Here is a 23,106-nt window from a genome sequence, read left to right on the forward strand (position 1 = left end):
AATGTCGCACCCCCCAAGTCTTCGTGCACTGCGTGTCGCTTCGCCAACCCCCTTGCAGGGCGCAACACCAGCAGCCCGGGGAAGCCGGGTACGCGGTATTCAACGCATCTCCGAATTCGCCGGCGCCGTGGCACAACGACTGATTCCCTGGCTGGTGCCGGTCACTCTCATCGTGGTCTGGCAGATCGCCTCGTCGCTCGGCTGGTTGTCGACGCGCGTGCTGCCCGCGCCACTCGCCGTGCTGCAGGCCGCGTGGACGCTGGCCGCATCGGGCGAGTTGTGGACGCACGTCAAGGTGAGTGCCGGCCGCGCACTCGGTGGGCTCGCCATCGGCGGCAGCCTGGGCCTCGGGCTGGGCCTGCTCACCGGTTCGGTCAAGTTCTTCGAGACACTGCTCGACTCGACCATCCAGATGGTGCGCAACATCCCTGCGCTGGCATTGATCCCGCTCGTCATCCTGTGGTTCGGCATCGACGAGACGGCCAAGCTGTTCTTGATCTCGGTGTCGGTGTTCTTTCCGATCTACCTCAACACTTTTCACGGCATCCGCAACGTCGATCCGCAGTTGATCGAGATGGGCCGCACCTATGGCCTGACCCGCTGGCAGCTGTACCGCGAGGTGATCCTGCCGGGCGCGCTGTCGTCGATCCTGGTCGGCCTGCGCTTTTCGCTCGGCTTGATGTGGGTGATCCTGATCGTGGCCGAAACGATCTCGGCGCAGTCCGGCATCGGCTACCTCACGATGAATGCCCGCGAGTTCTTGCAGACCGACATCGTGCTGGTCGGCATCCTTCTTTATGCGCTGCTGGGCAAGGCTGCCGATTTGTTCGCGCGCGGGCTGGAAAGCTGGTGGCTGAGATGGCATCCGGGTTACCAAGCCAAGTGATCGAGCCACAAACCATGACCGCATCTTTTTCATTTACGCGCAGAAGCGCACTCGGCACGCTGGCAGCACTCGCTGCAGCTGCATCTGCATCGACATCGGCATTTGCGCAAACCACATCCGCCACGGTCCGCATCGGCTATCAAAAGTCGTCGACGTTGATCGTCGTGCTCAAGACCCAGGGCACGCTGGAGCGTCGGCTGGCGCCACTGGGTGTCAGGGTCAGCTGGCACGAGTTCACCAGTGGCTTGCCGCTGCTGGAAGCGCTCAATCTCGACAACCTCGATGTCAGCGCCGACGTGGCCGACACGGTGCCGGTGTTCGCGCAGGCGGCTGGCGCCAAGCTGACTTTCGTAGCGCAAGAGGCGCCGTCGCCGGCGGCGCAAGCCATCGTTGTCCGGGCCAATTCAGCGGTCAAGTCGGTGACCGATCTCAAGGGCAAGAAAGTTGGTTTCGCAAAAGCGGCCGGCGTGCACTACCTGCTGATCGCCGCGCTCGCCAAAGCCGGCCTGTCTTTCAAGGACATAGAGCCCGCCTACCTCACGCCGGCCGATGGCCGCGCCGCCTTCGAGAAGGGCGCGATCGACGCCTGGGTCGTGTGGGACCCGTTCCTCGCCGCCGCGCAGCAGCAGTCGTCCGTGCGGGTGATTGCCGATGGCACCGGCATCGCGTCTTACCAGCGCTACTACCTGGCCGCGACGCGCTTTGCAGACGCGCGACCCGATGTGCTTGAAGTGCTGTACGTCGAGCTCGAAAAGGCCGGCAAATGGGTAAAGCAAAGCCCGAAAGAAGCGGCGGCCTTGCTGGCGCCCGTGTGGGGCATCGATGCCGCCATCGTCGGACGCGCGAATGGCCGTCGCAGCTATGCCGTGCGCCCCTTCGTGCCCGAGCTGCTGACGGAACAGCAACGCATCGCCGATGCGTTCTTCGCCGAAAAGCTGTTGCCGAAAAAGCTCGATGCACTCGATGTGCCGATCTTCAAACCAAGGGGTTGAGATGAATGCAAGAACCAATGCTGGCGGCGTGCGGCTCGAAATCCGTGGCGTGCACAAGCGCTACGGCGCGCGTGAAGTGCTGCGCAATACACAGATCGACATCGCGCCTGGCCAGTTCATCGCCATCGTCGGGCGCAGCGGTTGCGGCAAGAGCACGCTGCTGCGGCTGGTCGCTGGACTGGAGCCGGCCTCGGACGGCACGCTCAGCACCAACGGCCGAAAGATCGACGGGCTGCACGAGGACACCCGCATCATGTTTCAGGAGGCGCGTCTGTTGCCGTGGCGTCGCGTGCTCGACAACGTCACGCTCGGGCTGCCAGCGGCCTTGCGCTCGCGCGGCCGCGAAGTGCTGGCGCAGGTCGGGCTGGCCGATCGGGAGCACGAATGGCCGGCGCGCCTTTCAGGCGGGCAGCGGCAGCGCGTCGCATTGGCGCGCGCGCTGGTGCATCACCCGCGCTTGCTGCTGCTCGACGAGCCGCTGGGCGCGCTTGACGCGCTGACCCGCATCGAAATGCACCGGCTCATCGAGAACCTGTGGCAGCAGCATCGATTTACCGCGCTGTTGGTCACGCACGATGTGCAGGAGGCGGTGGCGCTGGCTGATCGCGTCATCCTGATCGAAGACGGCCGCATTGCGCTGGACGAGAACATCGCGCTGGCCCGGCCGCGCTCGCAGGGCGACCCGGCGTTTGCAGCCATCGAGAAACGCATCCTCGATCGCGTACTGCAAAAGCCCGATGCAGAGATCGCCGAACCGTCGGATCCGGCCAACGACACGCGCTGGGCCGATGGTCCAGCGCACGCGCTCAGGTGGGCTGTCTAGCCCCGGCGTTCATTCAATTTCCAAGGAGTCTTTCATGTCCATTCAAGCCATCAACGTACGCAACCAGTTCAAGGGAAAGATCAAGGAGATCATCCGCGGCGACGTGGTGTCCGAGGTCGATGTCGAAACGGCCTGGGGCATCGTGACCTCGGTCATCACGACGCGTTCGGTCGACGAACTGCAGCTCAAGCCGGGTTCCGATGTGGTGGCGCTGGTGAAGTCGACCGAGGTGTCGATCGCCAAGCTCTGATGCGCAAGACGGTCTGTCATTCGCGGGCTACTCCGCTTTGATGCCGACCGCTTTCACGATCTGCGCATAGCGCCCGTATTCCGCGGCGACCTGCTTCTGAAACTCGCGTTGCGGTTGGCCGGTCGCTTCGATACCCTGCGCCGCCCACTCGGCGCGCACCGTAGGAGACTGCACGATGCGACCGGCGTCGGCAGCAATGGCATCGATCACGACCTGCGGCGTGTGCGCCGGCGCGAACAGGCCGAACCACGTCCCTGCGCGATAGCCCGCATAGCTTTCCGCAACGGTCGGCACGTCGGGCAGCAATGCATGCCGACGCTCGCCTGTGGAACCCAACGCGACCAGCCGACCGGTGCGGATGTGCGGCAGCGCCGGCCCGACCGCGATGAACATCACGTCGACCTGGCCGCCCAGCACGTCCTGCAAGCCCAGCGGCCCACCGCGGTAAGGAATGTGCGTCGCATAGATGCCGGCGCGCGCCTTCAATATTTCCATGGCCAGCTGCTGCGGACTGCCATTGCCGGCCGAAGCGAAGTTGTAGCGGCCGGGCTGCGCCTTGGCGGCACGCACGAAGTCGGCGAGCGAATAGAAACCGGTCTTCGGATTGGCCACCAGCACGAAGTCGATCTGGCCGAGCGAGACCACCGGCAACAGATCGCGCTGTGCGTCGTAGGGCAGGTCGTGCTGGATGTTCGGCAGGATGGTGATCGGCCCGTCGGCACCGACCAGCAGGCTGTAGCCATCGGCCGGGGACTTGGTCAACGCGTCGGCCGCGAGGATTCCGGCGGCGCCGGCGCGGTTGTCCACGACCACGGGTTGCTTCCACTGCTCGGCGAGTCGCATCGCGAGCGAGCGCGCCAGCACGTCGGGTGAACTGCCGGGCGTGTTGGCGACTGTGATGTGGACGGCCTTGGTCGGGAAGGTCTGCGCCTGGACGGGGAGAGCGAGCGTTGTCGTTGCGAATGCGAGCGCAAGTGCGGAGGCGAAGGTTGCGAGCTTCGTGAGGACAGGTTTGAAGACAGGGTGAGCGCGCATCGCGGAGCCTTTGGTCGAAGAGAGCAAAGGGCGCGATTCTCGTGGTGCGAGAGCGATCGGCAAACGACCGTTTCGTCAGATGCATAGTTGCCAGCGGCATAAGCAGAGGCAGAGGCAGAAGCAGAAGCAGCGGCAGCGCCCTTCGATTGGCGTCAGATCACCTTGAAATGGTGCGTGCCATCGCGTGCGAGTTGCGCGACCAGGCCGTACTCCCAATCGAGATATGCCTGCATGGCTTCGGGCGGCGCATCGGTGCCTTCGTAGGGGCGTTGGTAGCGATGCGGGTTGGGCGCAGGGCGGGCGGCGGCTGCATCGAACGGCGGGCCGGCTTCACTGAACGCGTCTGCCGCAGGCGCAGCGACCACGTAGACATCCCAGCCCATTTGCGCGAGCCACGAAGCAGTCATGGGCGCACGCACACCGTCGTCGTCGGCCAGCACGATGCGGGCACCGCGCACCGGCACGTGGTGGTCGGTTTCCTGCACCAACTGACCGCCGGGTGCGCTGGCGAAGGTCGGCAGGTGCGCTACGGCATATTCCTCGGGGGTGCGCACGTCGAATCGATAGAGCGTGCGGTCGAGTGTTTCGAGCGAGTCGATGGCATCGAGCGAAATCCGGCGCACGCCAGCGCGATCGGCGACGCGCCTCGCGTCTGCGCGGGCCTGCGCGCGATGCGCATCGCTGACCACGTCTGGCGCTCGTCTCTGCGCGCCCTGGTCCAACACCTGGCCGGCCAGCTTCCAGCCGATCGTCCCGTTGCGCAGCGCGGTCACCGGATTGGGAATGCCCGCATTCACCAGCGACTGCGTGCCGATGATGCTGCGCGTGCGTCCCGCGCAATTCACGATCACGCGCGTGGCCGGGTCGGGCGCCAGTTCGCGCACACGCAACACCAGCTCGGCACCCGGCACGCTGGTCGCGGTCGGGATGCTCATGGTTTGGTACTCGTCGAAGCGGCGCGCGTCGAGTACGACGACGTCGGCTTTCGCGTCGATCAGCGCCTTCACTTCTTCGGCGGAAAGCGAAGGGGTGTGGCACTCGTGCTCGACGAGTTCACCGAACGATTTGCTTGGCACGTTGACATCGCGAAACAGCTCGCCGCCGGCATTGCGCCAGCCGTCGAGGCCGCCTTCGAGTCGATGCACTTGCGTGTAGCCGAGAGCGCCGAACCGGCCGGCGGCGTCTGCCACCAGGTCTTCGCCGTCCTGTTCGCCGTACAGGACGATGACGGTGTCGAGTCGTGGGATACGCCGCTTCGCATCGGCTTCGATGCATGCGAGCGGCAGGTTCGCCGCCCACAGCGGATGTTCCTGCGCGAAAGGATGTTCTTCGCGCAGGTCGAGCAAGGCAATCTCGTCGCGTGCCATCAAGCGGGCGCGCACCTGTTGGAAGGTGAGTACGTCAGTAGGGGTGTCGGACATGCCCGAAGTATCGCCAGGATTGCATCGTTCCGCGGCGTGCCTATTTGACCTGCTGCTTCTCGAGCTTGCGCGCCAGCGTGCGGCGGTGCATTCCCAGCCGCCGCGCGGTCTCGGAGATGTTGAAGCCGGTCTGTGCCAGCGTCTCGTGAATGCGCTCCCATTCGAGCGTCTTGATCGACGATGAGCGGTTGGTCAGTTCGACTTCGGCATTGCCCGCCGCTCGGCCGAAGGCGGCCTCGATGTCATCGGTGTTCGACGGTTTCGCCAGGTAGTAGCAGGCGCCGAGCTTGATGGCCTCGACGGCCGTCGCGATGCTGGCAAAGCCGGTCAGCACCACGATCAGCATGTCGGGGTCGTGCGCATGCAGTGCGCGAACGCAGGCCAGGCCCGATGCTTCGCCGTTCAGCTTGAGGTCGACCACGGCGTAGCCGGGCGTTCGGCCCGACGTTTCTTCGTTGCCCTCCTGACCATCGCCTTCCACCAGCGCAAGCGCCGAATCGAGGCTCGTCGCGAGCATCACAGCGTAGCCGCGCCGCTCGAACGAGCGGCCGAGCGTCCGGGCGAAGGCGGCGTCGTCTTCGATGATGAGCAGCAGGCGTTCAGTTTCCATCTTCATCGTCCTGATCTTCTTCGTCTTCTTCTTCGAGGGTGATCGCTGCCAGGGGCAAGGTGATCGTCACCACGGCACCGCCTTCGGGCCGGTTGCGCGCCACCACGCTGCCACCCAGCGTGCGCGCCACGTTGACGACGAGGAACAGCCCGAGTCCGCCGCCGGTACGTCCCTTGCTCGACTGGTAAGGCTTGCCGAACTGGGCCAGCATTTCTCGCGGGAACCCGGGACCCGCATCGGTGACCGTCAACGTCAACGCGTTGGCTTCGACATCGTGCATCACGTCCAGGCCCACGCCATGCGGCGAAGCCTCGATGGCGTTGTCGAGGACGTTGCACACCATCTGCTTCAGGGCCGAGTCCGACACCATCGGCATGTCGGGCGCGAAGAGGTTGCGGTAGACGAAGACGCGGCTGTTGCGCGTGGTGCGCCACTCTTCGGCCAGGTCGTCGAGGAAGGTGCAGATGGTCGTCTTAACGGACGACTCGCCACGCGCTTCGCCGGCCGACAGCAGGATGCCGCTCACGATGGTCTTGCAGCGCTGCACCTGTGCCTGCATTTCGCCGACCTCCTGCAACAGCTCGGCATCGGCTGTGAAAGCCGGCATGCGCCGCCAGTCGCCGAGGATCACGGCCAGCGTGGCCAGCGGCGTGCCGAGTTCGTGCGCCGCACCCGATGCGAGCAGGCCCATGCGCACGATGTGCTCTTCTTCGGTGGCACGCTGGCGCAGGTCTGACAGCCGCGCATCGCGCTCGCGCAAATTGCCGTTGATGCGTGTGATGAAGACCACTAGCAAGCCCGCATTCAGCGCAAAGCAGATCAACATGCCCTGCAGGTACGGGCTGGACAGACCGTGGCTCAGGTCGGAGGAAAGCGGCAGGGGCCGGCCAAACACCGCAAGGCCGACGAAACACGCAGTGGTGATGCCGACCATCGTGCGGACGGACCACGCATCGAGCAGTACGGCTCCCAGGGTGACCTGCAGCAGGTACAGAAAAACAAAGGGATTGGTGACACCGCCGCTCAGGTAGAGCTGCGCAGTCAGGGCGCCAACATCGACCAGCAGTGAGACGAAGAGTTCGGTCTTGGTGACCGCTCGCGGCACACGCCAGCGCAACAGGCTCGCAAGGTTGAACGCGGTGAGGCCGGCCAGCACGGCGAGCATGAGGTTAATCGGCAGACTGATGCCGAAGCCGTAGTACACGACTTCGATCGTGACAAGTTGGCCGACCACCGCGATCCAGCGCAACTGGATCAGCTGCTGCATGTTCTTCAAGCCGCTGGCATCGTCGAAACGTCCGGCACCGACAGCTTCCATGGGGCTCGTCATGAGATCAGCCGAGGCGTGGTTTGCGTTCTTCGCGGACGAACCACCAGGCAGCGAGAGCGGTCATTAGCGCCAGCGCAAACCAGGTGAACACGTAGACCAGATGGTTGTTGTAGAACGCGATCACGGTGAGACCCGCGCGGGGCCATTGAAGGTCAGTCTCTGTCGACGGGGCATCTTCGTCGACAAAAAAAGGTGCTGCATCGGCCACGTTGCGCGCAGTCGCGATGGCCGCCACATCGCGCGAGAACCAGCGGTTAGCGGCAGGGTCGTTGTGTCTCAGGAAACCGCCGCGGGGTTCGGTCATGCGCAGCAGGCCCGTGACATCGACCTCGCCGACGGATTCGGTGGTCTTGCGCTTTGCACGATCGACTTCGTCGGGTGGCACGAACCCGCGATTGACGAGGATCGCGCTACCGTCGGTGCGGCGCAAAGGCGTCAGCACCCAAAAACCGCTTCCGAGTTTGGTACTGGCCTGAACCAAAGTCTCGCGCTCGTACAGAAACTCCCCTCTAAGCTTCACGTGCCTGTACTCGTCATCGGAATTGTTCACTTCCGCCCACTGCGCCATTGCCGGCGGTGAGGTGGCAGGGAGGTGAACACGCTGGTCGACCCGTGCAATCAGATCGAGCTTCCAGGCCAATCGCTCTATCTGCCAGATGCCGAGCGCAATGAATCCGGAAAACACCAGAAACGCGCAACTGGCCAGTGCAATTCGCTTCAAGGCATGTTCTTCATTTCCTGCATGGACGGCGGCATCATGTTGTAGTTCAGGTGGTACATCACCCAGATCGAGCCGCTGAGCGTGATCACGACCAACACCAGCGTGAAGACCAGCGCCAGCAACGACCACCCGCCTTCTGTCTTGGTGCTCATGTGCAGGAAGTAAATCATGTGAACGACGATCTGAACCGCAGCCAATGCAAGGATGACGAATGCCGTGGTGCTCGACTTGTCGAATACCTTGCCCATGACGATCGCGAACGGGATCGCAGTGAGGATGACCGCCAGCACGAATCCGGTCATGTACCCGTTGAATGTGCTGTGCGGACCACCAGCGTCGTCTTCGTGATGTCCGTCGTGCGGTCCGTGAGGTGAAGTTGCTTCGATGTGTGCGCTCATTGCAGGGATCCCATCAGATAGACAAAGGTGAAGACGCCGATCCAGACGACGTCCAGGAAGTGCCAGAACATCGAAAGGCACATCAGTCGCCGACGGTTCTCCAGGATCAGGCCGCCGCGCGATACCTGGACCATGAGCGTCACGAGCCACACGATACCGAAGGCCACGTGCAAGCCGTGCGTGCCGACCAGCGTGAAGAACGACGACAAGAATGCGCTGCGCTGGGGTCCAGCGCCTTCGTGGATAAGGTGCGCAAATTCATACAGCTCCAGGCCGATGAAGGCGGCGCCCAGCAGACCGGTCACCGCGAGCCATGCCAACACCGGTCGCAGTCGCTTGCGCTGCATCTCGAGCATGGCAAAGCCATAGGTGATGGACGACAGCAGCAGCATCGAAGTGTTCAGCGCCACCAGCGGCAGGTCGAACAGGTCTGCACCCGAGGGGCCGGCGGCGTAGTTCCGGCCCAGCACCGCATAGACCGCGAACAGCACGGCAAAGATGAGGCAGTCGCTCATCAGATAGAGCCAGAACCCGAGCAGCGTGCCGTTTTCCGGGTGGACCTCTTCGGCTACGAAAAATCGCAGATTGGCGGGTGTGCTGACTTTTTCAGCCATGGTACCGGGCGGTGGGGAGACAGTGAACTCAGACATGGCTGGCCAGCAGTTGCGTACGTTCGCTTTCGATGCGGAAGACTTCGTCCGCGCCGATGTAGAACTCGCGCTTGTAGTTGAAGGTGTGCCCGATGGCGACGACCACGATGGCAAGGAAGGACAGGGCGGCGAGTGGCCACATGTGCCAGATTGCCGCGAAACCGAATACCGCGCTGAGCCCGGCCAGGATGATGCCGGCGCCGGTGTTCTTGGGCATGTGGATGGGAATGAAACCTTGCAGCGGCCTCACGTATCCCCTCTTCTTCATGTCGGTCCAGGCGTCGCCGTCGTGAACTTGCGGCGTGAAGGCAAAGTTGTATGCCGGTGGTGGTGACGAGGTCGACCATTCGAGCGTACGGCCATCCCACGGGTCGCCGGTGGTGTCACGCAGTTTTGCGCGGTCGCGGAAGGTCACGTAGAACTGGATCAACATCGACAGGATGCCGAGGGCGACAAGGAACGCGCCGAAGGCGGCGATCTGGAACCAGATCTGGAGCGACGGGTCGTCGAAGTGACTCATACGGCGCGTCACGCCCATCAGGCCCAGCACGTAGAGCGGCATGAACGCGAACCAGAAGCCGGTGATCCAGAACCAGAACGACACCCGGCCCCAGAACGGATCGAGCTTGTAGCCGGTCGCCTTGGGGAACCAGTAGTTGATGCCGGCAAACGCACCGAACACCACGCCGCCGATGATCACGTTATGGAAGTGGGCCACCAGGAACAGGCTGTTGTGCAACACGAAGTCGGCTGGAGGCACTGCGAGCAGCACCCCGGTCATGCCGCCGATCGTGAAGGTGATCATGAAACCGATGGTCCACAACATGGGCACCTCGAAGCGGATGCGGCCGCGGTACATGGTGAACAGCCAGTTGAATATCTTCGCCCCGGTCGGGATGGAGATGATCATCGTGGTGATGCCGAAGAACGAGTTGACGCTGGCACCCGAACCCATGGTGAAGAAGTGATGCAACCAGACCAGGTAGGACAGGATCGTGATGACGATCGTCGCGTAGACCATCGAGGCGTAGCCGAACAGGCGCTTGCCCGAGAAGGTCGAGACCACTTCGGAGAACACGCCGAACAACGGCAAGATCAGGATGTAAACCTCCGGGTGACCCCAGATCCAGATCAGGTTGACGTACATCATGGCGTTGCCACCGAAGTCGTTGGAGAAGAACGCAGTGCCTACGTAGCGGTCGAGCGCCAACAACCCGAGGACGGCGGTCAGCACCGGGAAGGCGGCGACGATCAACACGTTGGTGCAGAGCGCGGTCCAGGTGAAGATGGGCATCTTCATCAGACCCATGCCCGGTGCGCGCATCTTGACGATCGTCGCGATCAGGTTGATGCCCGACAACAACGTGCCTATGCCCGCGACCTGCAATGACCAGATGTAGTAATCGACCCCTACGTCTGGGCTGTAGGCAATCCCCGAGAGCGGTGGATAGGCCAGCCAGCCGGTGCGCGCGAAGCCGCCGAAAAACAGCGACATCATGACCAGCACGGCGCCACTGGCCGTCATCCAGAAACTCAGGTTGTTGAGAAACGGGAATGCAACGTCGCGTGCGCCGATTTGCAGCGGCACTGCGAAATTCATCAACCCCGCGATCAGCGGCATGGCGACGAAAAAAATCATGATCACGCCGTGCGCGGTGAAGATCTGGTCGTAGTGATGGGGCGGCAGGTAACCCACCGAATCTCCGAAGGAGACGGCCTGTTGCAAGCGCATCATGATCGCGTCGGAGAAGCCGCGCAGCAGCATCACCAGACCCAGAATGATGTACATGATTCCGATTTTCTTGTGGTCGATGCTGGTGAACCATTCGCGCCAGAGGTAGCCCCATACGCGGAAATAGGTCAGGGCGCCAAGCATCGTTGCGCCACCGAGGCCGATGGCGATGAAGGTCACCAGCAAGATCGGGTCATGAAAAGGGATCGCGTCCCAAGTAAGGCGGCCGAAGACGAGCTTCGTAATATCTAGATGGTCGAACATCGTGGGTCCGGGTGACGAAAATTAGGCTGCGCAATGTGGCGCAGTGAGGGGCAGTCGGGTTGAAGCAGCTTTGCGGGCAGTCGCGCGATGCGGACGCTCGTCAGAGCGGACGGTCCGCGGAAGACAGCGCGATGTCTGCCGGGTAGTCGCGGGCGGTGCACATCGCACCGACGTACAGCCGTGCGGGCTTCGGGTCGACGCCGGGTGTCGGGCGCGCTGCAGAAGCACTCGAGGCCAAGTTGACGGCGCCAGGAACGCCGAGGCCACCCCTTGCGTCGATTGCCATCATGTCTTTCATGCACATCTTGTTGTTCTCGACGCAGCGGTTCAGTATGGCTTCGTAGAGCCCGGTTGCTACGGTGGAATACCGACGTACCGGGTCGCGCTCGCTGGGCTGTTCGAGCTGCTTGTAGCCATCGCGGGTCAATTCAGTTTTGTCGGCCTTGGCGGTTTCGACCCACTTGTCGAACTCGGCCGTGCTCATGCCGTGGAACTTGAAGCGCATGCCGGAAAAGCCGGCGCCGCTGTAGTTGGCTGAAAAACCATCGAAGGCACCTGGCTTGTTGATCACCGCGTGCAGCTTGGTCTCCATGCCGGGCATGGCGTAGATTTGCCCAGCCAGTGCAGGAATGAAGAATGAATTCATGACCGACGATGCAGTGATCTTGAAACTGATGGGCCGGTCAACCGGCGCGGCCATCTCGTTCACCATGGCAATTCCTTGTTCGGGGTAGATGAACAGCCACTTCCAGTCGAGTGCCACCACTTCGACGACGAGCGGCTTGACGTCTGCCGGAATGCTTCGCTCGGCGTCCAGCCGCGCCAGGGGGCGGTAGGGGTCGAGCGTGTGAGTGCTGATCCAGGTCAGCGCGCCCAAGGCAATCACGATCAGCAGCGGCGCTGCCCAGATGACCAACTCGAGCTGGGTCGAGTGATTCCAGTCAGGGCGGTAATCGGCATGCGCGTTGGCGGCCGATTTTCTGTAGCGCCACGCGAAAACCACCGTCAGCACGATCACCGGAACGATGATGAGCAGCATCAGCAGCGTCGACGTGATGATCAGGTTGCGCTGCTGGACGGCGATGTCGCCCGAAGGGTTCATGGACACCATGTTGCAAGCCGACAGGAGTGCAATGGCGGGTAGGAAAAGTAATCCGCGAAGTTTCTTGAGCTGGGTCATACCGGACAATTTAAAGTGGACTCGGTCTTGATAATTCGCAGAATCTACGCCGATCGGGCTATTCTTGGCATTGGACGTTTTGTCCTATGGCAACTTTCCCCAACCAGTGCGAACCTGTCGCATTCAAGCGAACGAAATCCATCCTTAAACACGAGCAAGAACGATGTCCAGCGTCAGTCAGCAACATAACGATCTTTCGCCACAGGGCATGGAGGAAGACACCCGCCGTGTGACGGCCAACCATTCGGGCATCGCGCCGAGCGAGATCGCGGTCGGAGTGATCATTGGTCGTGCTTCGGAATACTTCGACTTCTTTGTATACGGTATTGCTTCGGTTTTGGTTTTCCCGGCGGTCTTCTTTCCTTTTGCCCAGCGCCTCGAAGGCACGCTGTACTCGTTCGTAGTGTTCTCGTTCGCCTTCATTGCGCGGCCGATCGGAACCATGGCGTTCATGGTCATCCAGAAGCGCTATGGAAGGGGCATCAAGCTGACGGCTGCTTTGTTCCTGCTCGGTTTTTCGACGGCGGGGATGGCCTTCTTGCCAGGCTTCGTGAGCCTCGGTTTTACTTCCATCGTGCTGTTGTCGATTCTGCGGTTTTGCCAAGGCATGGCGTTGGGCGGTTCGTGGGACGGCCTGTCGTCCCTGTTGGCCCTTAACGCGCCGCGCAGCCGTCGCGGTTGGTACGCCATGATTCCGCAGCTCGGTGCGCCCATCGGTTTCATCATCGCCAGCGGACTGTTCCTGTTTTTGTATGCCAACCTTTCGGCGATGGACTTTCTGGATTACGGCTGGCGCTACCCGTTCTATGTGGCGTTTGCGATCAATGTCGTGGCACTCTTTGCCCGGCTGCGGCTCGTAGTGACCAACGAGTACGAGCATCTGCTGAAAGAGAACAAACTGGAGCCGGTGCCGGTCGGTGCGTTGTTGAAGGCGCGCGGCCCCAATCTTTTCATCGGCGCCTTCGCCGCGCTGGCGAGCTATGCGCTCTTCCATTTGGTGACCGTGTTTCCGCTTTCTTGGATGACGTTGTACTCGACCCAAACAGTCGAAGACGTGCTCAAGATCCAGATGTACGGCGCGGTGATCTGCGTTGCGGCTGTCGTCGTTTCCGGTTGGATCGCGGACCGTTACGGGCGCAGAAACACGCTCGGTACGCTCGCCATCCTCATCGGCGCATTCAGTCTGTTCGCGCCCTGGCTGCTCGGTGGCGGTCCGATGTTGCAAGACCTCTTCATCCTGGTCGGCTTCGGGCTCCTCGGCTTGTCCTACGGCCAGGCGGCGGGCGCGGTCACGGCCAACTTCGAGGCGCAATACCGCTACACCGGCGCCGCGCTCACATCCGATCTCGCGTGGCTTATTGGCGCGGCTTTCGCGCCGCTGGTGGCGCTCGGTTTGTCGGCCCGTTTTGGACTGGTCGCCGTCAGCGTGTACCTGCTGTCCGGTGCGATTTGTACGTTGATCGCCCTGCGGGTGAATCGCGCGCTCGAAATCCGGGACTGACAGGGACCTGGTCCCGATGGGTCTGCCTCTCGTGGGCTCATTCGGCCCACGACAGCGGGGGCCGGCCAATAGTGGGATGCTCTGCGCATTCAGAATCGACGTCCATCAAAAACATGTACGGGGGCAGCGTATGGCAGGGTTTCAGGTAGACGAGATCGTGAGCGGCCTGCATCAGGTGCGGCGCAATTGGCGTGAATCTCAAAAGCGATCGCAAGAGGGCGGTGAGCGCGAATTGCCGTCGCGCGACGTGATGGCCGAAGTGGTCGAGGCGCTCACGGGCGCGCTCTTTCCGATGCGGCTCGGCCCCACGGATCTTCGGCAGGAGAGCGAAGACTTCTACGTCGCCCACACGCTCGATGCCGCGTTGCATCAACTTCATGCACAGGCGACTCTCGAGTTGCGGCACACGCGGCGTCATTCAGCAGCCGAGTTGGCTGAATTGAGCGCCGATGCGCAAGAGCGGGTCCGCGCCTTCGCGGCCGAGTTGCCCGGCATTCGCACGTTGCTCGACACCGACGTGATGGCGGCCTTTCACGGCGACCCGGCTGCGCGCAGCGTCGACGAGGTCCTGCTGTGCTACCCCGGCGTGCTGGCGATGATCCACTACCGCATGGCGCACCCGCTGTACAAGCTGGGCCTGACCTTGCTGGCACGCATCGTCGCCGAACGGGCGCATGCACAGACCGGGATCGACATTCACCCGGGCGCGCAGATCGGCGCCGGGTTTTTCATCGACCATGGGACGGGTGTCGTGATCGGCGAGACGGCCGTCATCGGCGAACGCGTGCGTCTTTATCAGGCGGTTACCTTGGGGGCCAAACGCTTTCCGACCGATAGCGCAGGGCATCTCAAGAAAGGCTTGCCACGGCATCCGGTGCTCGAGGACGAGGTCGTCATCTACGCCGGCGCGACCATCCTCGGGCGGGTGACGATCGGCAAGGGCGCGACCATCGGGGGCAACGTGTGGGTGACGCAAGACGTCCCACCGGGCTGCAGCTTGACGCAGGCGCAATCCCGAGAAGTTACGCGTGAACCGAACGTCGCGCCTCCCGGACTCGTCACGAGCTGAAACGAAATTTTCGGGGAGATGCGGCGGCGTGGAGGGAGGTTCACAATAACTTCCATGAACGCACACACCGCATCCACCAAGGCCAATCCTTTGTTGGCGCCAGACAGCGCCACCGACCACATTCATGGTTCGAAATCGGCTCGCGTCACGCTGGTCGAATACGGAGATTTCGAGTGCCCTTCGTGCGGTCAGGCGCATGCCGCGCTGAAGATCATGCTGGCGCATTTCGGGCCGAACCTGCGTTTCGTCTATCGTCATTTTCCGCAGCGCGAGGTGCATTCCCATGCGGAGCTGGCGGCCGAAACCGCCGAAGCTGCCGGCGCACAGGGCAAGTTCTGGCAGATGCATGACCTCCTGTTCGCCCACCAGCAGCACCTCGATGAAAAGCACCTGCACCAGTACGCGAAAGAGCTGGAGCTCGACATACCCCGCTTCGAAAACGAGATGCGCGACCACGTCTACCTGCAGCGTGTGCAGGAGCAGGTGGCTGGTGCGGAGCGGCTGCACGTGCGCGCCACGCCGACTTTTTACGTGAACGGCGTTTTTACCGATGTGTCGTTCGGCCTGGAACATTTGCACCAGGCTATCGAAAAGGCGCTATCGGGGGCCTGAGCTGTGTCGCGTCATCACATTGGCAGGCCGGACCATTTGCCGGAGCTTCCTGGCCCTTGCTTCGACGCTGCTTCCTCGCTTACATGGCGGCAGTGGCGGACACCGCAAGGCGACCGCGTTGCGCTTCGTAAGTCTTGAGGTGCACATAGGCCGTGCGCAAAGCGGACGGTGCCGAGACATCTGAATCAGGCCCTGTCCGCGCCCCAACCCTGCTCCCCGTGGCAGCGCGCCCAAGCAAGTCCCCCACGATGTGATCGGCCTCGATCGCGGCGCCGCGCACGATGTCCTTGTACATCGACGCGGTGATGGACGACCCGGCCGTCGTGACCATCGTGCGGCCCCGTTCGATGGCGCCGGCGCGTGGCGCGAAGCCGTTGTGCGCCGCGATGGCACTGCACTCTTCGAACAACGCCAGCGCCACATCCTGGCCGCCCGCACTCACGATGTCGCCAATGGGTGCACGCATCGAACTCGTGAGGCTCGCCACCGTCGCGATAAAGATCCACTTCTCCCACATCTCCTGCAGGATGTCGAGCGTGGCGCGGGCATCGAACTTCGCACCGGCAAACTGCGCTGCGATGGCGTCGACCCTTGCCGATCGTGTGCCGTCGCGCTCGCCGAACGCCAGCACTTGCAGGTCGGCAAGATGCAGCACGGTGCCTTCGTCGTCGAGCGTTGCCGAGATCATGCAAAGGCCGCCAAGCACTCTCTCATCGCCGAAGCGCGATGCCAGCGCGTCGATGTGGCGCATGCCGTTGAGCAGCGGCAGGATGACCGTGTCGGGACCGACCGCGGGCGCGAAAGATTCCATCGTCTCGGCCAGGTCGTAAGCCTTGCAGCCGACGATGACGACGTCGTACGGCGCGTTGATCTCGTTGGCGAGAACATGCGGCGGATTCGGCAGAAGCAGGTTGCCCATGCCGCTTCGAATGACCAATCCGGTCTTCTTTATTTGCGTCGCGCGGCGCGGTCGCAGCAAAAAGGTGACGTCGCGACCGGCCTCGAGCAATCGGCCGCCGAAATAACCGCCGAGTGCGCCGGCACCCACTACGAGAAAACGCATTTGCACTGCTCCAGAATCAGACCATGACGCGGCCAGTGAAGTGGCCATGAAAGCGATCGATGATGCGCGCTTCGGTTAATGTTTGCGACTCGTCCAACCAAACCCTGGAGATCCATGAGTCAAACCAAAATCGGTGTCGTCATCGGCAGTCTGCGCAAGGATTCGATGAACCGGAAGCTGGCACTGGCGCTTGCGCACCTTGCCCCTCCCGACTTCACGCTGGAGCATTTGCGCATCGACGATCTGCCGCTCTACAACCAGGACGACGACGGCAACCAAGCCGCGTCGGTGAAGCGGTTGAAGACCGAGATTGCGGCCACGCAAGGGCTGCTCTTCATCACGCCCGAGTACAACCGCTCGATCCCTGGTGTCCTGAAGAACGCGCTGGATCACGCATCGCGACCCTATGGCCAGAGTGCGTGGGGGGGCAAACCGGCGGCCGTGATCGGCATTGCCGGCGGCGCCATTGGGACCGCGCTAGCGCAGCAGCATCTGCGCAATGTGCTGGCCTATCTCGACGTGCCGACATTGGGCCAGCCCGAGGCGTTCATCCAGATGAAAGACGGCATGTTCGACGACAAGGGCCACATCGGCATCGAGTCGACCGAGAAGTTCTTGCAGACCTGGATGGACAAGTTCGCGGCTTGGGTCAAGACGCACAACGGTTGAAGCCACGCGCCGGAGAACCGAGACGCAGGCGCGCCCGAACGCTCAGGCCGCCAGGGCTTCGCCTTGAAAAGCTTCTTCGATCTGCTTTTGCGCTGTCGCGATGGCCGCGGCCTTCACCGCATCGCCCATCGCCAGCCCTTCGGCCCGAATGAACTTGACGTCGCTGATGCCGAAGAAACCGAAGATCGCCTTGAGGTACGACTCCTGGTGCTCCAGGGCTTGGCCGCCTTCGGTCGTCGAATACACGCCGCCGCGCGAGATCAGCACGAACACCTGCTTGCCGCCAGCAAGGCCGACTGGTCCTTTTTCGCCGTACTTGAAAGTGCGGCCGGGTTGGGCCAAGCGGTCGATCCACGCTTTGAGCTGGGTCGGCACAGTGAAGTTGTAGAGCGGCACGCCGATGACGATGACATCCGAGGCCAGAAACTGGCTCACCAGCTTTTCCGACACTGCGTTTTCGCGTGCCTGCGCTTCGGTCGGCTGCGCTTGCACGCCGATCTTGATGCCAAGCGCGTCGGCGTTGAAATGGTTGGGGGTGTCGACGGCCAAGTCGAGATACTCGACGGTGGTGTCGGGGTGGGACTTGCGGAATTCAGCGACCGTTTGGGCGCTGAGCTGGCGCGACACAGAGCCGGCAGCCAGGATGCTGGAGTCGATGTGCAGCAATTTCATGATCAATCCTCGATGTGCGACGGTGAATCGCGTTGTTGTTCGGTCTGCCGACACGGTTTTGTCGGCCTAGCAGAATTCTATTTTTGAGTCGATTGATTGATAAGCAGCCAAAATTGGCTTATATCGTTCTGAAAACAGGACGATGAAATGCAAGATCTCAACGACATGGTGTTCTTTGCCGAGGTGGCGGAACGGGGCGGCTTTGCCGCAGCCAGCCGCGCGCTCGGTGTTCCCAAGTCGCGGCTTTCGCGCCGCGTAGCCGACCTCGAGACCCAACTCGGCGTGCAGCTGATGCAGCGCAGCACGCGCCGCCTGTCGCTTACGCCAGCAGGCGAGGTGTATCTGCGTCATTGCGCGGCAATGCGCGATGCCGCGCAGGCCGCCGCCGATGCTGTGGCACAGGTGCAGACCGAGCCGCGGGGCACGGTCCGAATCAGTTGCCCGGTAACGATGGCGCACAGCAGCGTCGGTCCGTTGTTGCCGGAGTTTTTGAAGCGCTACCCGGCGGTCCGTATCGATCTGCGCGTGCTTAACCGGCCCGTCGATCTGGTCGAGGAAGGTATCGATGTGGCCCTGCGCGTGCGAACGACCATCGAAGACAGCGCGACGCTGGTCGCCAAATCATTCGGTGTGAGCCGTGGCTTGCTGGTCGCCACGCCGAAGTTGTTGGCGCAGCAGGGTCCGGTGGTCGTACCGGCCGATCTGGCTCGGCTCGATACCGTGGCGATGTCCGCGGGCGAGGGTCGGGCGCACTGGCATCTCGAAGGACCGAAGGGCGCGGTGTACGACCACTCGCATTCGCCCCGCTATCTGGCTGACGACCTGGCCACGCTGCAGTTCGCGGTGCTCGACGGTGTCGGCGCGTCCGTGTTGCCCGACTACATGTGCCGCGCGGCTGTGGTGTCGGGTCGCCTCATCGAGGTGCTTCCCGGATGGGGCCCGGCGCCTGCGATCTCGCACGCCGTGTTTCCGGCGCGCCGGGCGTTGGTACCGGCGATTCGGGCGCTGATCGACTTTTTGTCCGAAAACATCAATGGTGACGAGCCGCATGCTCTTTTCGGACATGAACTGATGCGTCGACCGTGACCAGTGCAGCTGCCCTTATGCGAAAAACACCATAAACAAACAAGTAGACAGTCGTTTGTCGAGGGGTCAAAGCTCCGGACAATCGTCGGCTAACCGCTGAATCCAGCACCCCAAGGAGCGACCATGGCAACTTTGCGACTCGGCGACACCGCCCCCAATTTCTCTCAAGACTCCAGCGAAGGCCCGATCGATTTCTATGAGTGGGCCGGCAATTCATGGGTCGTGCTGTTCTCGCATCCTGCGGACTTCACGCCGGTGTGCACGACCGAACTTGGCAAGACCGCGGCGCTCGCCACCGAGTTCGCCAAGCGTGGCGTCAAGCCGATCGCCTTGAGTGTCGACCCTGTCGGCAAGCACAAGGAATGGATCGCCGACATCAACGAGACGCAGAACACGACCGTCAACTTTCCGATCCTGGCCGACGCCGATCGCAAGGTGTCCGACCTGTACGACATGATCCATCCGAACGCATCGGCCACGGCCACCGTGCGCGGCGTGTTCATCATCGACCCCAAGCACGTGGTGCGCACCACCTTCACTTACCCCGCCAGCACCGGGCGCAACTTCGACGAGATCCTGCGCGTCATCGATTCGCTGCAGCTCACCGATGGCTACAAGGTCGCGACGCCGGTGAACTGGAAAGACGGCGACGACGTGGTCATCATCCCGAGCATTCAAGACCCGGCCGAAATCGCAGAGCGCTTTCCGAAGGGTTTCAAGGCGGTCAGGCCTTATCTGCGGCTCACGCCTCAGCCGAACAAATAAACCGCGGCGCACTCTCACGCGTGAAGCATCCTCGCATCGTTATCGTTCCTGGCTGGCGCGACTCCGGCGCAGGCCATTGGCAGACGCTGTGGCAAGAGCGCATGCCGGGCGCCCAGCGCGTCGTACAGGACGATTGGGTTTCGCCAACGCGCGCAGCCTGGGTCGGTGCTCTGACCAAGCTCGTGCTCGAGGGTGACGAGCCGGTGGTGATTGCAGCGCACAGCCTCGGTTGCATCGCGGTGGCGCACCTGCCGCCCGAAGCCGCCGCGAAGGTGCAGGGCGCTCTGCTGGTGGCGCCGGCTGACCCGGAACGCCGCGCCGTGCTGCATGACTTCGCACCGGTGCCGTATGCGACCTTGCCATATCGCAGCATCGTGGTGGCGAGCAGCAACGATCCGTTTTGTCCGGTGCGACTGGCTGGCGCGTATGCCCGCGCATGGGGTAGCGAATTCGTCCGGATGCAGAATGCGGGCCATATCAACAGCGACTCCGGGCACGGGCCCTGGGCGCTCGGCCTGGCACTCTTCCAGTCGTTGTATTCAGAAGAACTTTTGGCAATCTCATGACTTTCAGATTCAAGGCCTTCGTCGCGACTTTCGCGCTCGCTTCTTCGGTGCTGGCCGCACCGGCCTTTGCCCAGAGCAACACCTTGCTCAACGCTTCTTACGACGTGGCGCGCGAGTTCTACAAGGACTACAACGCGGCCTTCATCGCGCATTACAAAAAGGTCACGGGCAAGGACGTGAAGATCGACCAGTCGCACGGCGGCTCGAGCGCACAGGCCCGCAGCGTGGCCGATGGCCTCGACGCCGATGTGGTCACGATGAACACCAGCACCGACATCGACTTTCTGGCCGGTGTCGGCGTGGTTGCCAAGGACTGGCCGAAGAAGTTTCCGGACAACGCGTCGCCGACCACATCGACCATGCTGATCCTGGTGCGCAAAGGCAACCCGAAGGGCATCAAGGACTGGGACGACCTGATCAAGCCGGGCATGCAGGTGGTCATCGTCAACCCCAAGACCGGCGGCAACGGGCGCTATGCCTACCTCGCGGCTTGGGGCTATGTGAAGAAGAAGGGCGGTACCGACGCGCAAGCGGCCGAGTTCGTCGGCAAGCTGTTCAAGAACACTCCGGTGCTGGCCCGCGGTGGCCGCGATGCGACCACCGCTTTCCTGCAGCGCAACATCGGCGACGCGCTCATCACCTTCGAATCGGAGGTGATCTCCATCGACCGCGAGTTCGGTGCCGGCAAGGTCGATTCGGTATATCCCTCGATCAGCATCGTGGCCGAGAACCCGGTCGCTATCGTCGAGCGCACGACGGCCAAGAAGGGCACCGGCGAACTTGCCAAGGCCTACCTCGACTGGCTGTACTCCGACGAGGCGCAGGAGATCGCTGCCAAGCATGCGCTGCGCCCGCGCTCGCAAGCCGTGCTGAAGAAGTACGCCGACACCTTCAAGCCGTTGCAGCTGTTCACGGTGCAGGAACTCTTCGGCAGCCTCGGCGACGCACAGAAAGTGCACTTCAACGACGGCGGCCAGTTCGACAAGCTCTACACGCCCGGCAGCAAGTGACCGCCGTGTCTCCAGCGTTGCCATCTGCGGCAACGCCTCTCGCGCCAGCGACGGCCCGGGGCACTTCCAGAAAGGTGCTGCCGGGCTTTAACTTGACGCTCGGCTACACGGTGATGTATCTCAGCATCATCGTGCTGATCCCGCTGTCGGCACTGGTCTTCAAGACCTTCACGCTCACCTGGGACCAGTTCTGGGTGGCGGTCACTGCGCCGCGCGTCATGGCGTCGTATCGCCTGACTTTCGGTGCGTCGCTGATCGCCGCGCTGGTCAATCTGGTGTTCGGTCTGCTCGTGGCGTGGGTGCTGGTGCGCTACAAGTTTCCGGGCAAGCGAATCGTCGATGCGCTGGTCGACTTGCCCTTCGCACTGCCTACCGCGGTGGCCGGTATTTCGCTGACCGCCTTGCTGGCGGGCAACGGATGGGTCGGTCAGTTCCTCGAACCGCACGGCATCAAGCTGGCCTTCACGCCCGCGGGCATCGTCATCGCGCTGATCTTCATCGGCTTGCCTTTCGTGGTGCGCACCGTGCAACCGGTGCTCGAAGACACCGAGAAAGAACTAGAAGAAGCCGCGTCATCGCTGGGTGCAACGCGCCTGCAAACCTTCATGCGGGTGATCCTGCCAGCCATCATGCCGGCGCTGCTCACCGGCTTTGCGATGGCGTTCGCCCGCGCCATCGGCGAGTACGGTTCGGTCATCTTCATCGCCGGCAACATGCCGATGATCTCGGAGATCACCCCGCTCATCATCATCGGCAAGCTGGAGCAATACGACTACGCGGGGGCAACCGCGGTCGCGTTGGTAATGCTGGTGCTGTCGTTCTTGTTGTTGCTGGTCATCAATGGCTTGCAGACGTGGCAGCGCAGGCGTGCGGGAGCGCCGTTGTGAGCGCGCCGGCCAAGGTGATTCGCAGGGCGCAGGCCGGCACGACCGAGTCGCCATGGGTCAAGTGGACATTGATCGCCATTGCGCTGGCGTTCATGTTTCTCTTCCTGGTGTTGCCGCTGGCCGCCGTCGCCACCGAAGCGTTGCGCAAAGGCTTCGGCGCGTATCTCGAAGCGCTGAAAGAGCCCGACGCGTGGAGCGCGATCGAGCTGACGCTCATCGTGGCGGCCATCACGGTGCCGCTGAATCTCGTCTTCGGGGTGGCCGCAGCCTGGGCCATCGCCAAGTTCGAGTTCCGCGGCAAGTCGTTGCTGACGACGCTGGTCGACCTGCCGTTCGCGGTGTCACCGGTCGTTGCGGGGCTGATCTACGTGCTGGTGTTCGGAGCGCAGGGCTGGTTCGGGCCATGGCTGCAAGCGCACGACATCAAGATCATCTTCGCGGTGCCTGGCATCGTGCTGGCGACAGTGTTCGTGACCTTCCCGTTCATCGCGCGCGAACTCGTGCCGCTGATGCAGGCTCAAGGCACCGACGAAGAGCAGGCGGCCATCGTGCTCGGCGCGACCGGCTGGCAGACCTTCTGGCGCGTGACGCTGCCCAACATCAAGTGGGGCCTGCTGTATGGCGTGATCCTCTGCAACGCGCGCGCCATGGGCGAATTCGGCGCGGTGTCGGTGGTTTCGGGCCACATCCGCGGGCAGACCAATACGATGCCGCTGCATGTCGAAGTGCTCTACAACGAGTACCAGTCGGTGGCGGCTTTCGCCGTCGCGTCGCTGCTGGCCATCCTCGCGCTGGTCACGCTGGTCATCAAGACGGTGATCGAATGGCGGCACGAGCGCGAGATGAAGGCCATTGCCGAGTTGCCGCCCGAGCGGCCCGAGCAGCCCGCAGCAGGCTGACAAAAAAGAGAAACG

The 23,106-nt window shown here is 62.7% G+C and carries 25 protein-coding genes; 14 read left to right on the top strand and 11 right to left on the bottom strand.

What is annotated here, in order from left to right; translation table 11 throughout:
• Position 1 precedes the first annotated feature (1 nt).
• The 4 genes from ssuC to QN413_RS06880 are packed head-to-tail and all read left to right on the top strand — an operon-like array spanning position 2 to position 2,951.
• Positions 2 to 886 carry an aliphatic sulfonate ABC transporter permease SsuC gene (gene ssuC, locus QN413_RS06865; RefSeq protein WP_323495876.1) on the top strand — a complete coding sequence of 295 codons (885 nt, stop codon included), beginning with the start codon at positions 2 to 4 and terminating at the stop codon, positions 884 to 886.
• A 14-nt stretch (positions 887 to 900) separates the two neighbouring features.
• Positions 901 to 1,878: an aliphatic sulfonate ABC transporter substrate-binding protein gene (locus QN413_RS06870; protein WP_323495877.1), complete on the top strand. Its 978-nt coding sequence runs from the start codon at positions 901 to 903 to the stop codon at positions 1,876 to 1,878.
• A gap of 1 nt (position 1,879) precedes the next feature.
• The gene (locus QN413_RS06875) at positions 1,880 to 2,701 is read left to right on the top strand and encodes an ATP-binding cassette domain-containing protein (RefSeq protein ID WP_323495878.1); all 822 of its coding nucleotides are present in this window, start codon (positions 1,880 to 1,882) and stop codon (positions 2,699 to 2,701) included.
• Between the two features lie 34 nt (positions 2,702 to 2,735).
• Positions 2,736 to 2,951, top strand: coding sequence for a TOBE domain-containing protein (locus QN413_RS06880; RefSeq protein WP_187051788.1), 216 nt, complete (start codon positions 2,736 to 2,738; stop codon positions 2,949 to 2,951).
• Between the two features lie 27 nt (positions 2,952 to 2,978).
• On the opposite strand, the gene QN413_RS06885 is transcribed toward QN413_RS06880, so the two are convergent.
• From QN413_RS06885 to cyoA, 9 genes are all read right to left on the bottom strand, one after another.
• The gene (locus QN413_RS06885; protein ID WP_323495879.1) at positions 2,979 to 3,986 is read right to left on the bottom strand and encodes a tripartite tricarboxylate transporter substrate binding protein; all 1,008 of its coding nucleotides are present in this window, start codon (positions 3,984 to 3,986) and stop codon (positions 2,979 to 2,981) included.
• A gap of 152 nt (positions 3,987 to 4,138) precedes the next feature.
• Positions 4,139 to 5,407 (bottom strand): rhodanese-like domain-containing protein, encoded by a 1,269-nt coding sequence (locus QN413_RS06890; protein WP_323495880.1) that lies wholly within the window; start codon positions 5,405 to 5,407, stop codon positions 4,139 to 4,141.
• Between the two features lie 40 nt (positions 5,408 to 5,447).
• On the bottom strand, positions 5,448 to 6,017 hold the full coding sequence (locus tag QN413_RS06895) for a response regulator transcription factor (RefSeq protein ID WP_323495881.1): 570 nt from the start codon (positions 6,015 to 6,017) through the stop codon (positions 5,448 to 5,450).
• Positions 6,007 to 7,347, bottom strand: a complete 1,341-nt coding sequence (locus QN413_RS06900) for an ATP-binding protein (protein ID WP_323495882.1) — start codon at positions 7,345 to 7,347, stop codon at positions 6,007 to 6,009. The genes QN413_RS06895 and QN413_RS06900 overlap by 11 nt, the downstream gene beginning before the upstream one ends.
• 4 nt (positions 7,348 to 7,351) lie before the next feature.
• Positions 7,352 to 8,068, bottom strand: a complete 717-nt coding sequence (locus tag QN413_RS06905) for an SURF1 family protein (protein WP_323496057.1) — start codon at positions 8,066 to 8,068, stop codon at positions 7,352 to 7,354.
• Positions 8,065 to 8,466, bottom strand: a complete 402-nt coding sequence (gene cyoD, locus QN413_RS06910; protein ID WP_187051797.1) for a cytochrome o ubiquinol oxidase subunit IV — start codon at positions 8,464 to 8,466, stop codon at positions 8,065 to 8,067. Before cyoD ends, QN413_RS06905 begins: the two co-directional genes overlap by 4 nt.
• A complete protein-coding gene (gene cyoC, locus QN413_RS06915) occupies positions 8,463 to 9,080 on the bottom strand; it encodes a cytochrome o ubiquinol oxidase subunit III (protein WP_222620388.1) in 618 nt (205 codons plus the stop codon). Before cyoC ends, cyoD begins: the two co-directional genes overlap by 4 nt.
• A 28-nt stretch (positions 9,081 to 9,108) precedes the next feature.
• Complete coding sequence (gene cyoB, locus QN413_RS06920) at positions 9,109 to 11,112, bottom strand: cytochrome o ubiquinol oxidase subunit I (protein WP_323495883.1); 2,004 nt, start codon at positions 11,110 to 11,112, stop codon at positions 9,109 to 9,111.
• Between the two features lie 100 nt (positions 11,113 to 11,212).
• Positions 11,213 to 12,292 (bottom strand): ubiquinol oxidase subunit II, encoded by a 1,080-nt coding sequence (gene cyoA, locus QN413_RS06925; RefSeq protein ID WP_323495884.1) that lies wholly within the window; start codon positions 12,290 to 12,292, stop codon positions 11,213 to 11,215.
• A gap of 163 nt (positions 12,293 to 12,455) precedes the next feature.
• Here cyoA and QN413_RS06930 point away from each other — a divergent pair, with 163 nt between their 5' ends.
• The 3 genes from QN413_RS06930 to QN413_RS06940 all read left to right on the top strand — a co-directional run bounded on the left by QN413_RS06930 (position 12,456) and on the right by QN413_RS06940 (position 15,474).
• Complete coding sequence (locus QN413_RS06930) at positions 12,456 to 13,793, top strand: MFS transporter (RefSeq protein WP_416352150.1); 1,338 nt, start codon at positions 12,456 to 12,458, stop codon at positions 13,791 to 13,793.
• A gap of 130 nt (positions 13,794 to 13,923) precedes the next feature.
• Entirely contained in the window at positions 13,924 to 14,862 is a 939-nt protein-coding gene (gene epsC, locus QN413_RS06935; RefSeq protein WP_323495885.1) for a serine O-acetyltransferase EpsC, read from the top strand.
• A gap of 54 nt (positions 14,863 to 14,916) precedes the next feature.
• Entirely contained in the window at positions 14,917 to 15,474 is a 558-nt protein-coding gene (locus QN413_RS06940; RefSeq protein WP_323495886.1) for a DsbA family protein, read from the top strand.
• Positions 15,475 to 15,553: 79 nt separating this feature from the next.
• Here the strand turns inward: QN413_RS06940 and QN413_RS06945 are convergent, their stop codons facing one another.
• Positions 15,554 to 16,537, bottom strand: a complete 984-nt coding sequence (locus QN413_RS06945) for a ketopantoate reductase family protein (RefSeq protein WP_323495887.1) — start codon at positions 16,535 to 16,537, stop codon at positions 15,554 to 15,556.
• A 114-nt stretch (positions 16,538 to 16,651) separates the two neighbouring features.
• Here QN413_RS06945 and QN413_RS06950 point away from each other — a divergent pair, with 114 nt between their 5' ends.
• Entirely contained in the window at positions 16,652 to 17,206 is a 555-nt protein-coding gene (locus tag QN413_RS06950) for an NAD(P)H-dependent oxidoreductase (protein WP_323495888.1), read from the top strand.
• Positions 17,207 to 17,248: 42 nt separating this feature from the next.
• Here the strand turns inward: QN413_RS06950 and QN413_RS06955 are convergent, their stop codons facing one another.
• Positions 17,249 to 17,878, bottom strand: coding sequence for an FMN-dependent NADH-azoreductase (locus QN413_RS06955; RefSeq protein ID WP_323495889.1), 630 nt, complete (start codon positions 17,876 to 17,878; stop codon positions 17,249 to 17,251).
• Positions 17,879 to 18,025: 147 nt separating this feature from the next.
• Between QN413_RS06955 and QN413_RS06960 the strand changes: the two genes are divergently transcribed.
• The 6 genes from QN413_RS06960 (at position 18,026) to cysW (ending at position 23,091) form a co-directional block, all read left to right on the top strand.
• Positions 18,026 to 18,964: a LysR family transcriptional regulator gene (locus QN413_RS06960; protein WP_323495890.1), complete on the top strand. Its 939-nt coding sequence runs from the start codon at positions 18,026 to 18,028 to the stop codon at positions 18,962 to 18,964.
• A 123-nt stretch (positions 18,965 to 19,087) separates the two neighbouring features.
• Positions 19,088 to 19,729, top strand: a complete 642-nt coding sequence (locus tag QN413_RS06965; RefSeq protein WP_323495891.1) for a peroxiredoxin — start codon at positions 19,088 to 19,090, stop codon at positions 19,727 to 19,729.
• Positions 19,730 to 19,749: 20 nt separating this feature from the next.
• Positions 19,750 to 20,295, top strand: coding sequence for an RBBP9/YdeN family alpha/beta hydrolase (locus QN413_RS06970; RefSeq protein WP_323495892.1), 546 nt, complete (start codon positions 19,750 to 19,752; stop codon positions 20,293 to 20,295).
• Positions 20,292 to 21,305, top strand: a complete 1,014-nt coding sequence (locus tag QN413_RS06975) for a sulfate ABC transporter substrate-binding protein (protein ID WP_323495893.1) — start codon at positions 20,292 to 20,294, stop codon at positions 21,303 to 21,305. Before QN413_RS06970 ends, QN413_RS06975 begins: the two co-directional genes overlap by 4 nt.
• Positions 21,302 to 22,192, top strand: a complete 891-nt coding sequence (gene cysT / locus QN413_RS06980) for a sulfate ABC transporter permease subunit CysT (protein WP_187051808.1) — start codon at positions 21,302 to 21,304, stop codon at positions 22,190 to 22,192. Before QN413_RS06975 ends, cysT begins: the two co-directional genes overlap by 4 nt.
• Positions 22,189 to 23,091 carry a sulfate ABC transporter permease subunit CysW gene (gene cysW, locus QN413_RS06985; protein WP_323495894.1) on the top strand — a complete coding sequence of 301 codons (903 nt, stop codon included), beginning with the start codon at positions 22,189 to 22,191 and terminating at the stop codon, positions 23,089 to 23,091. The genes cysT and cysW overlap by 4 nt, the downstream gene beginning before the upstream one ends.
• Positions 23,092 to 23,106 lie beyond the last annotated feature (15 nt).

Origin of the sequence: Variovorax sp. LG9.2 (assembly GCF_035018885.1) — a bacterium.
Classification (GTDB): Bacteria; Pseudomonadota; Gammaproteobacteria; order Burkholderiales; family Burkholderiaceae_C; genus Variovorax.

Bases quoted from the DNA above. Each gene is read 5' to 3' on its own strand.
- ssuC (WP_323495876.1), top strand. From the start codon at position 2: ATGTCGCACCCCCCAAGTCTTCGTGCACTGCGTGTCGCTTCGCCAACC.
- QN413_RS06870 (WP_323495877.1), top strand. From the start codon at position 901: ATGACCGCATCTTTTTCATTTACGCGCAGAAGCGCACTCGGCACGCTG.
- QN413_RS06875 (WP_323495878.1), top strand. From the start codon at position 1,880: ATGAATGCAAGAACCAATGCTGGCGGCGTGCGGCTCGAAATCCGTGGC.
- QN413_RS06880 (WP_187051788.1), top strand. From the start codon at position 2,736: ATGTCCATTCAAGCCATCAACGTACGCAACCAGTTCAAGGGAAAGATC.
- QN413_RS06885 (WP_323495879.1), bottom strand. From the start codon at position 3,986: ATGCGCGCTCACCCTGTCTTCAAACCTGTCCTCACGAAGCTCGCAACC.
- QN413_RS06890 (WP_323495880.1), bottom strand. From the start codon at position 5,407: ATGTCCGACACCCCTACTGACGTACTCACCTTCCAACAGGTGCGCGCC.
- QN413_RS06895 (WP_323495881.1), bottom strand. From the start codon at position 6,017: ATGGAAACTGAACGCCTGCTGCTCATCATCGAAGACGACGCCGCCTTC.
- QN413_RS06900 (WP_323495882.1), bottom strand. From the start codon at position 7,347: ATGACGAGCCCCATGGAAGCTGTCGGTGCCGGACGTTTCGACGATGCC.
- cyoD (WP_187051797.1), bottom strand. From the start codon at position 8,466: ATGAGCGCACACATCGAAGCAACTTCACCTCACGGACCGCACGACGGA.
- cyoC (WP_222620388.1), bottom strand. From the start codon at position 9,080: ATGGCTGAAAAAGTCAGCACACCCGCCAATCTGCGATTTTTCGTAGCC.
- cyoB (WP_323495883.1), bottom strand. From the start codon at position 11,112: ATGTTCGACCATCTAGATATTACGAAGCTCGTCTTCGGCCGCCTTACT.
- cyoA (WP_323495884.1), bottom strand. From the start codon at position 12,292: ATGACCCAGCTCAAGAAACTTCGCGGATTACTTTTCCTACCCGCCATT.
- QN413_RS06930 (WP_416352150.1), top strand. From the start codon at position 12,456: ATGTCCAGCGTCAGTCAGCAACATAACGATCTTTCGCCACAGGGCATG.
- epsC (WP_323495885.1), top strand. From the start codon at position 13,924: ATGGCAGGGTTTCAGGTAGACGAGATCGTGAGCGGCCTGCATCAGGTG.
- QN413_RS06940 (WP_323495886.1), top strand. From the start codon at position 14,917: ATGAACGCACACACCGCATCCACCAAGGCCAATCCTTTGTTGGCGCCA.
- QN413_RS06945 (WP_323495887.1), bottom strand. From the start codon at position 16,537: ATGCGTTTTCTCGTAGTGGGTGCCGGCGCACTCGGCGGTTATTTCGGC.
- QN413_RS06950 (WP_323495888.1), top strand. From the start codon at position 16,652: ATGAGTCAAACCAAAATCGGTGTCGTCATCGGCAGTCTGCGCAAGGAT.
- QN413_RS06955 (WP_323495889.1), bottom strand. From the start codon at position 17,878: ATGAAATTGCTGCACATCGACTCCAGCATCCTGGCTGCCGGCTCTGTG.
- QN413_RS06960 (WP_323495890.1), top strand. From the start codon at position 18,026: ATGCAAGATCTCAACGACATGGTGTTCTTTGCCGAGGTGGCGGAACGG.
- QN413_RS06965 (WP_323495891.1), top strand. From the start codon at position 19,088: ATGGCAACTTTGCGACTCGGCGACACCGCCCCCAATTTCTCTCAAGAC.
- QN413_RS06975 (WP_323495893.1), top strand. From the start codon at position 20,292: ATGACTTTCAGATTCAAGGCCTTCGTCGCGACTTTCGCGCTCGCTTCT.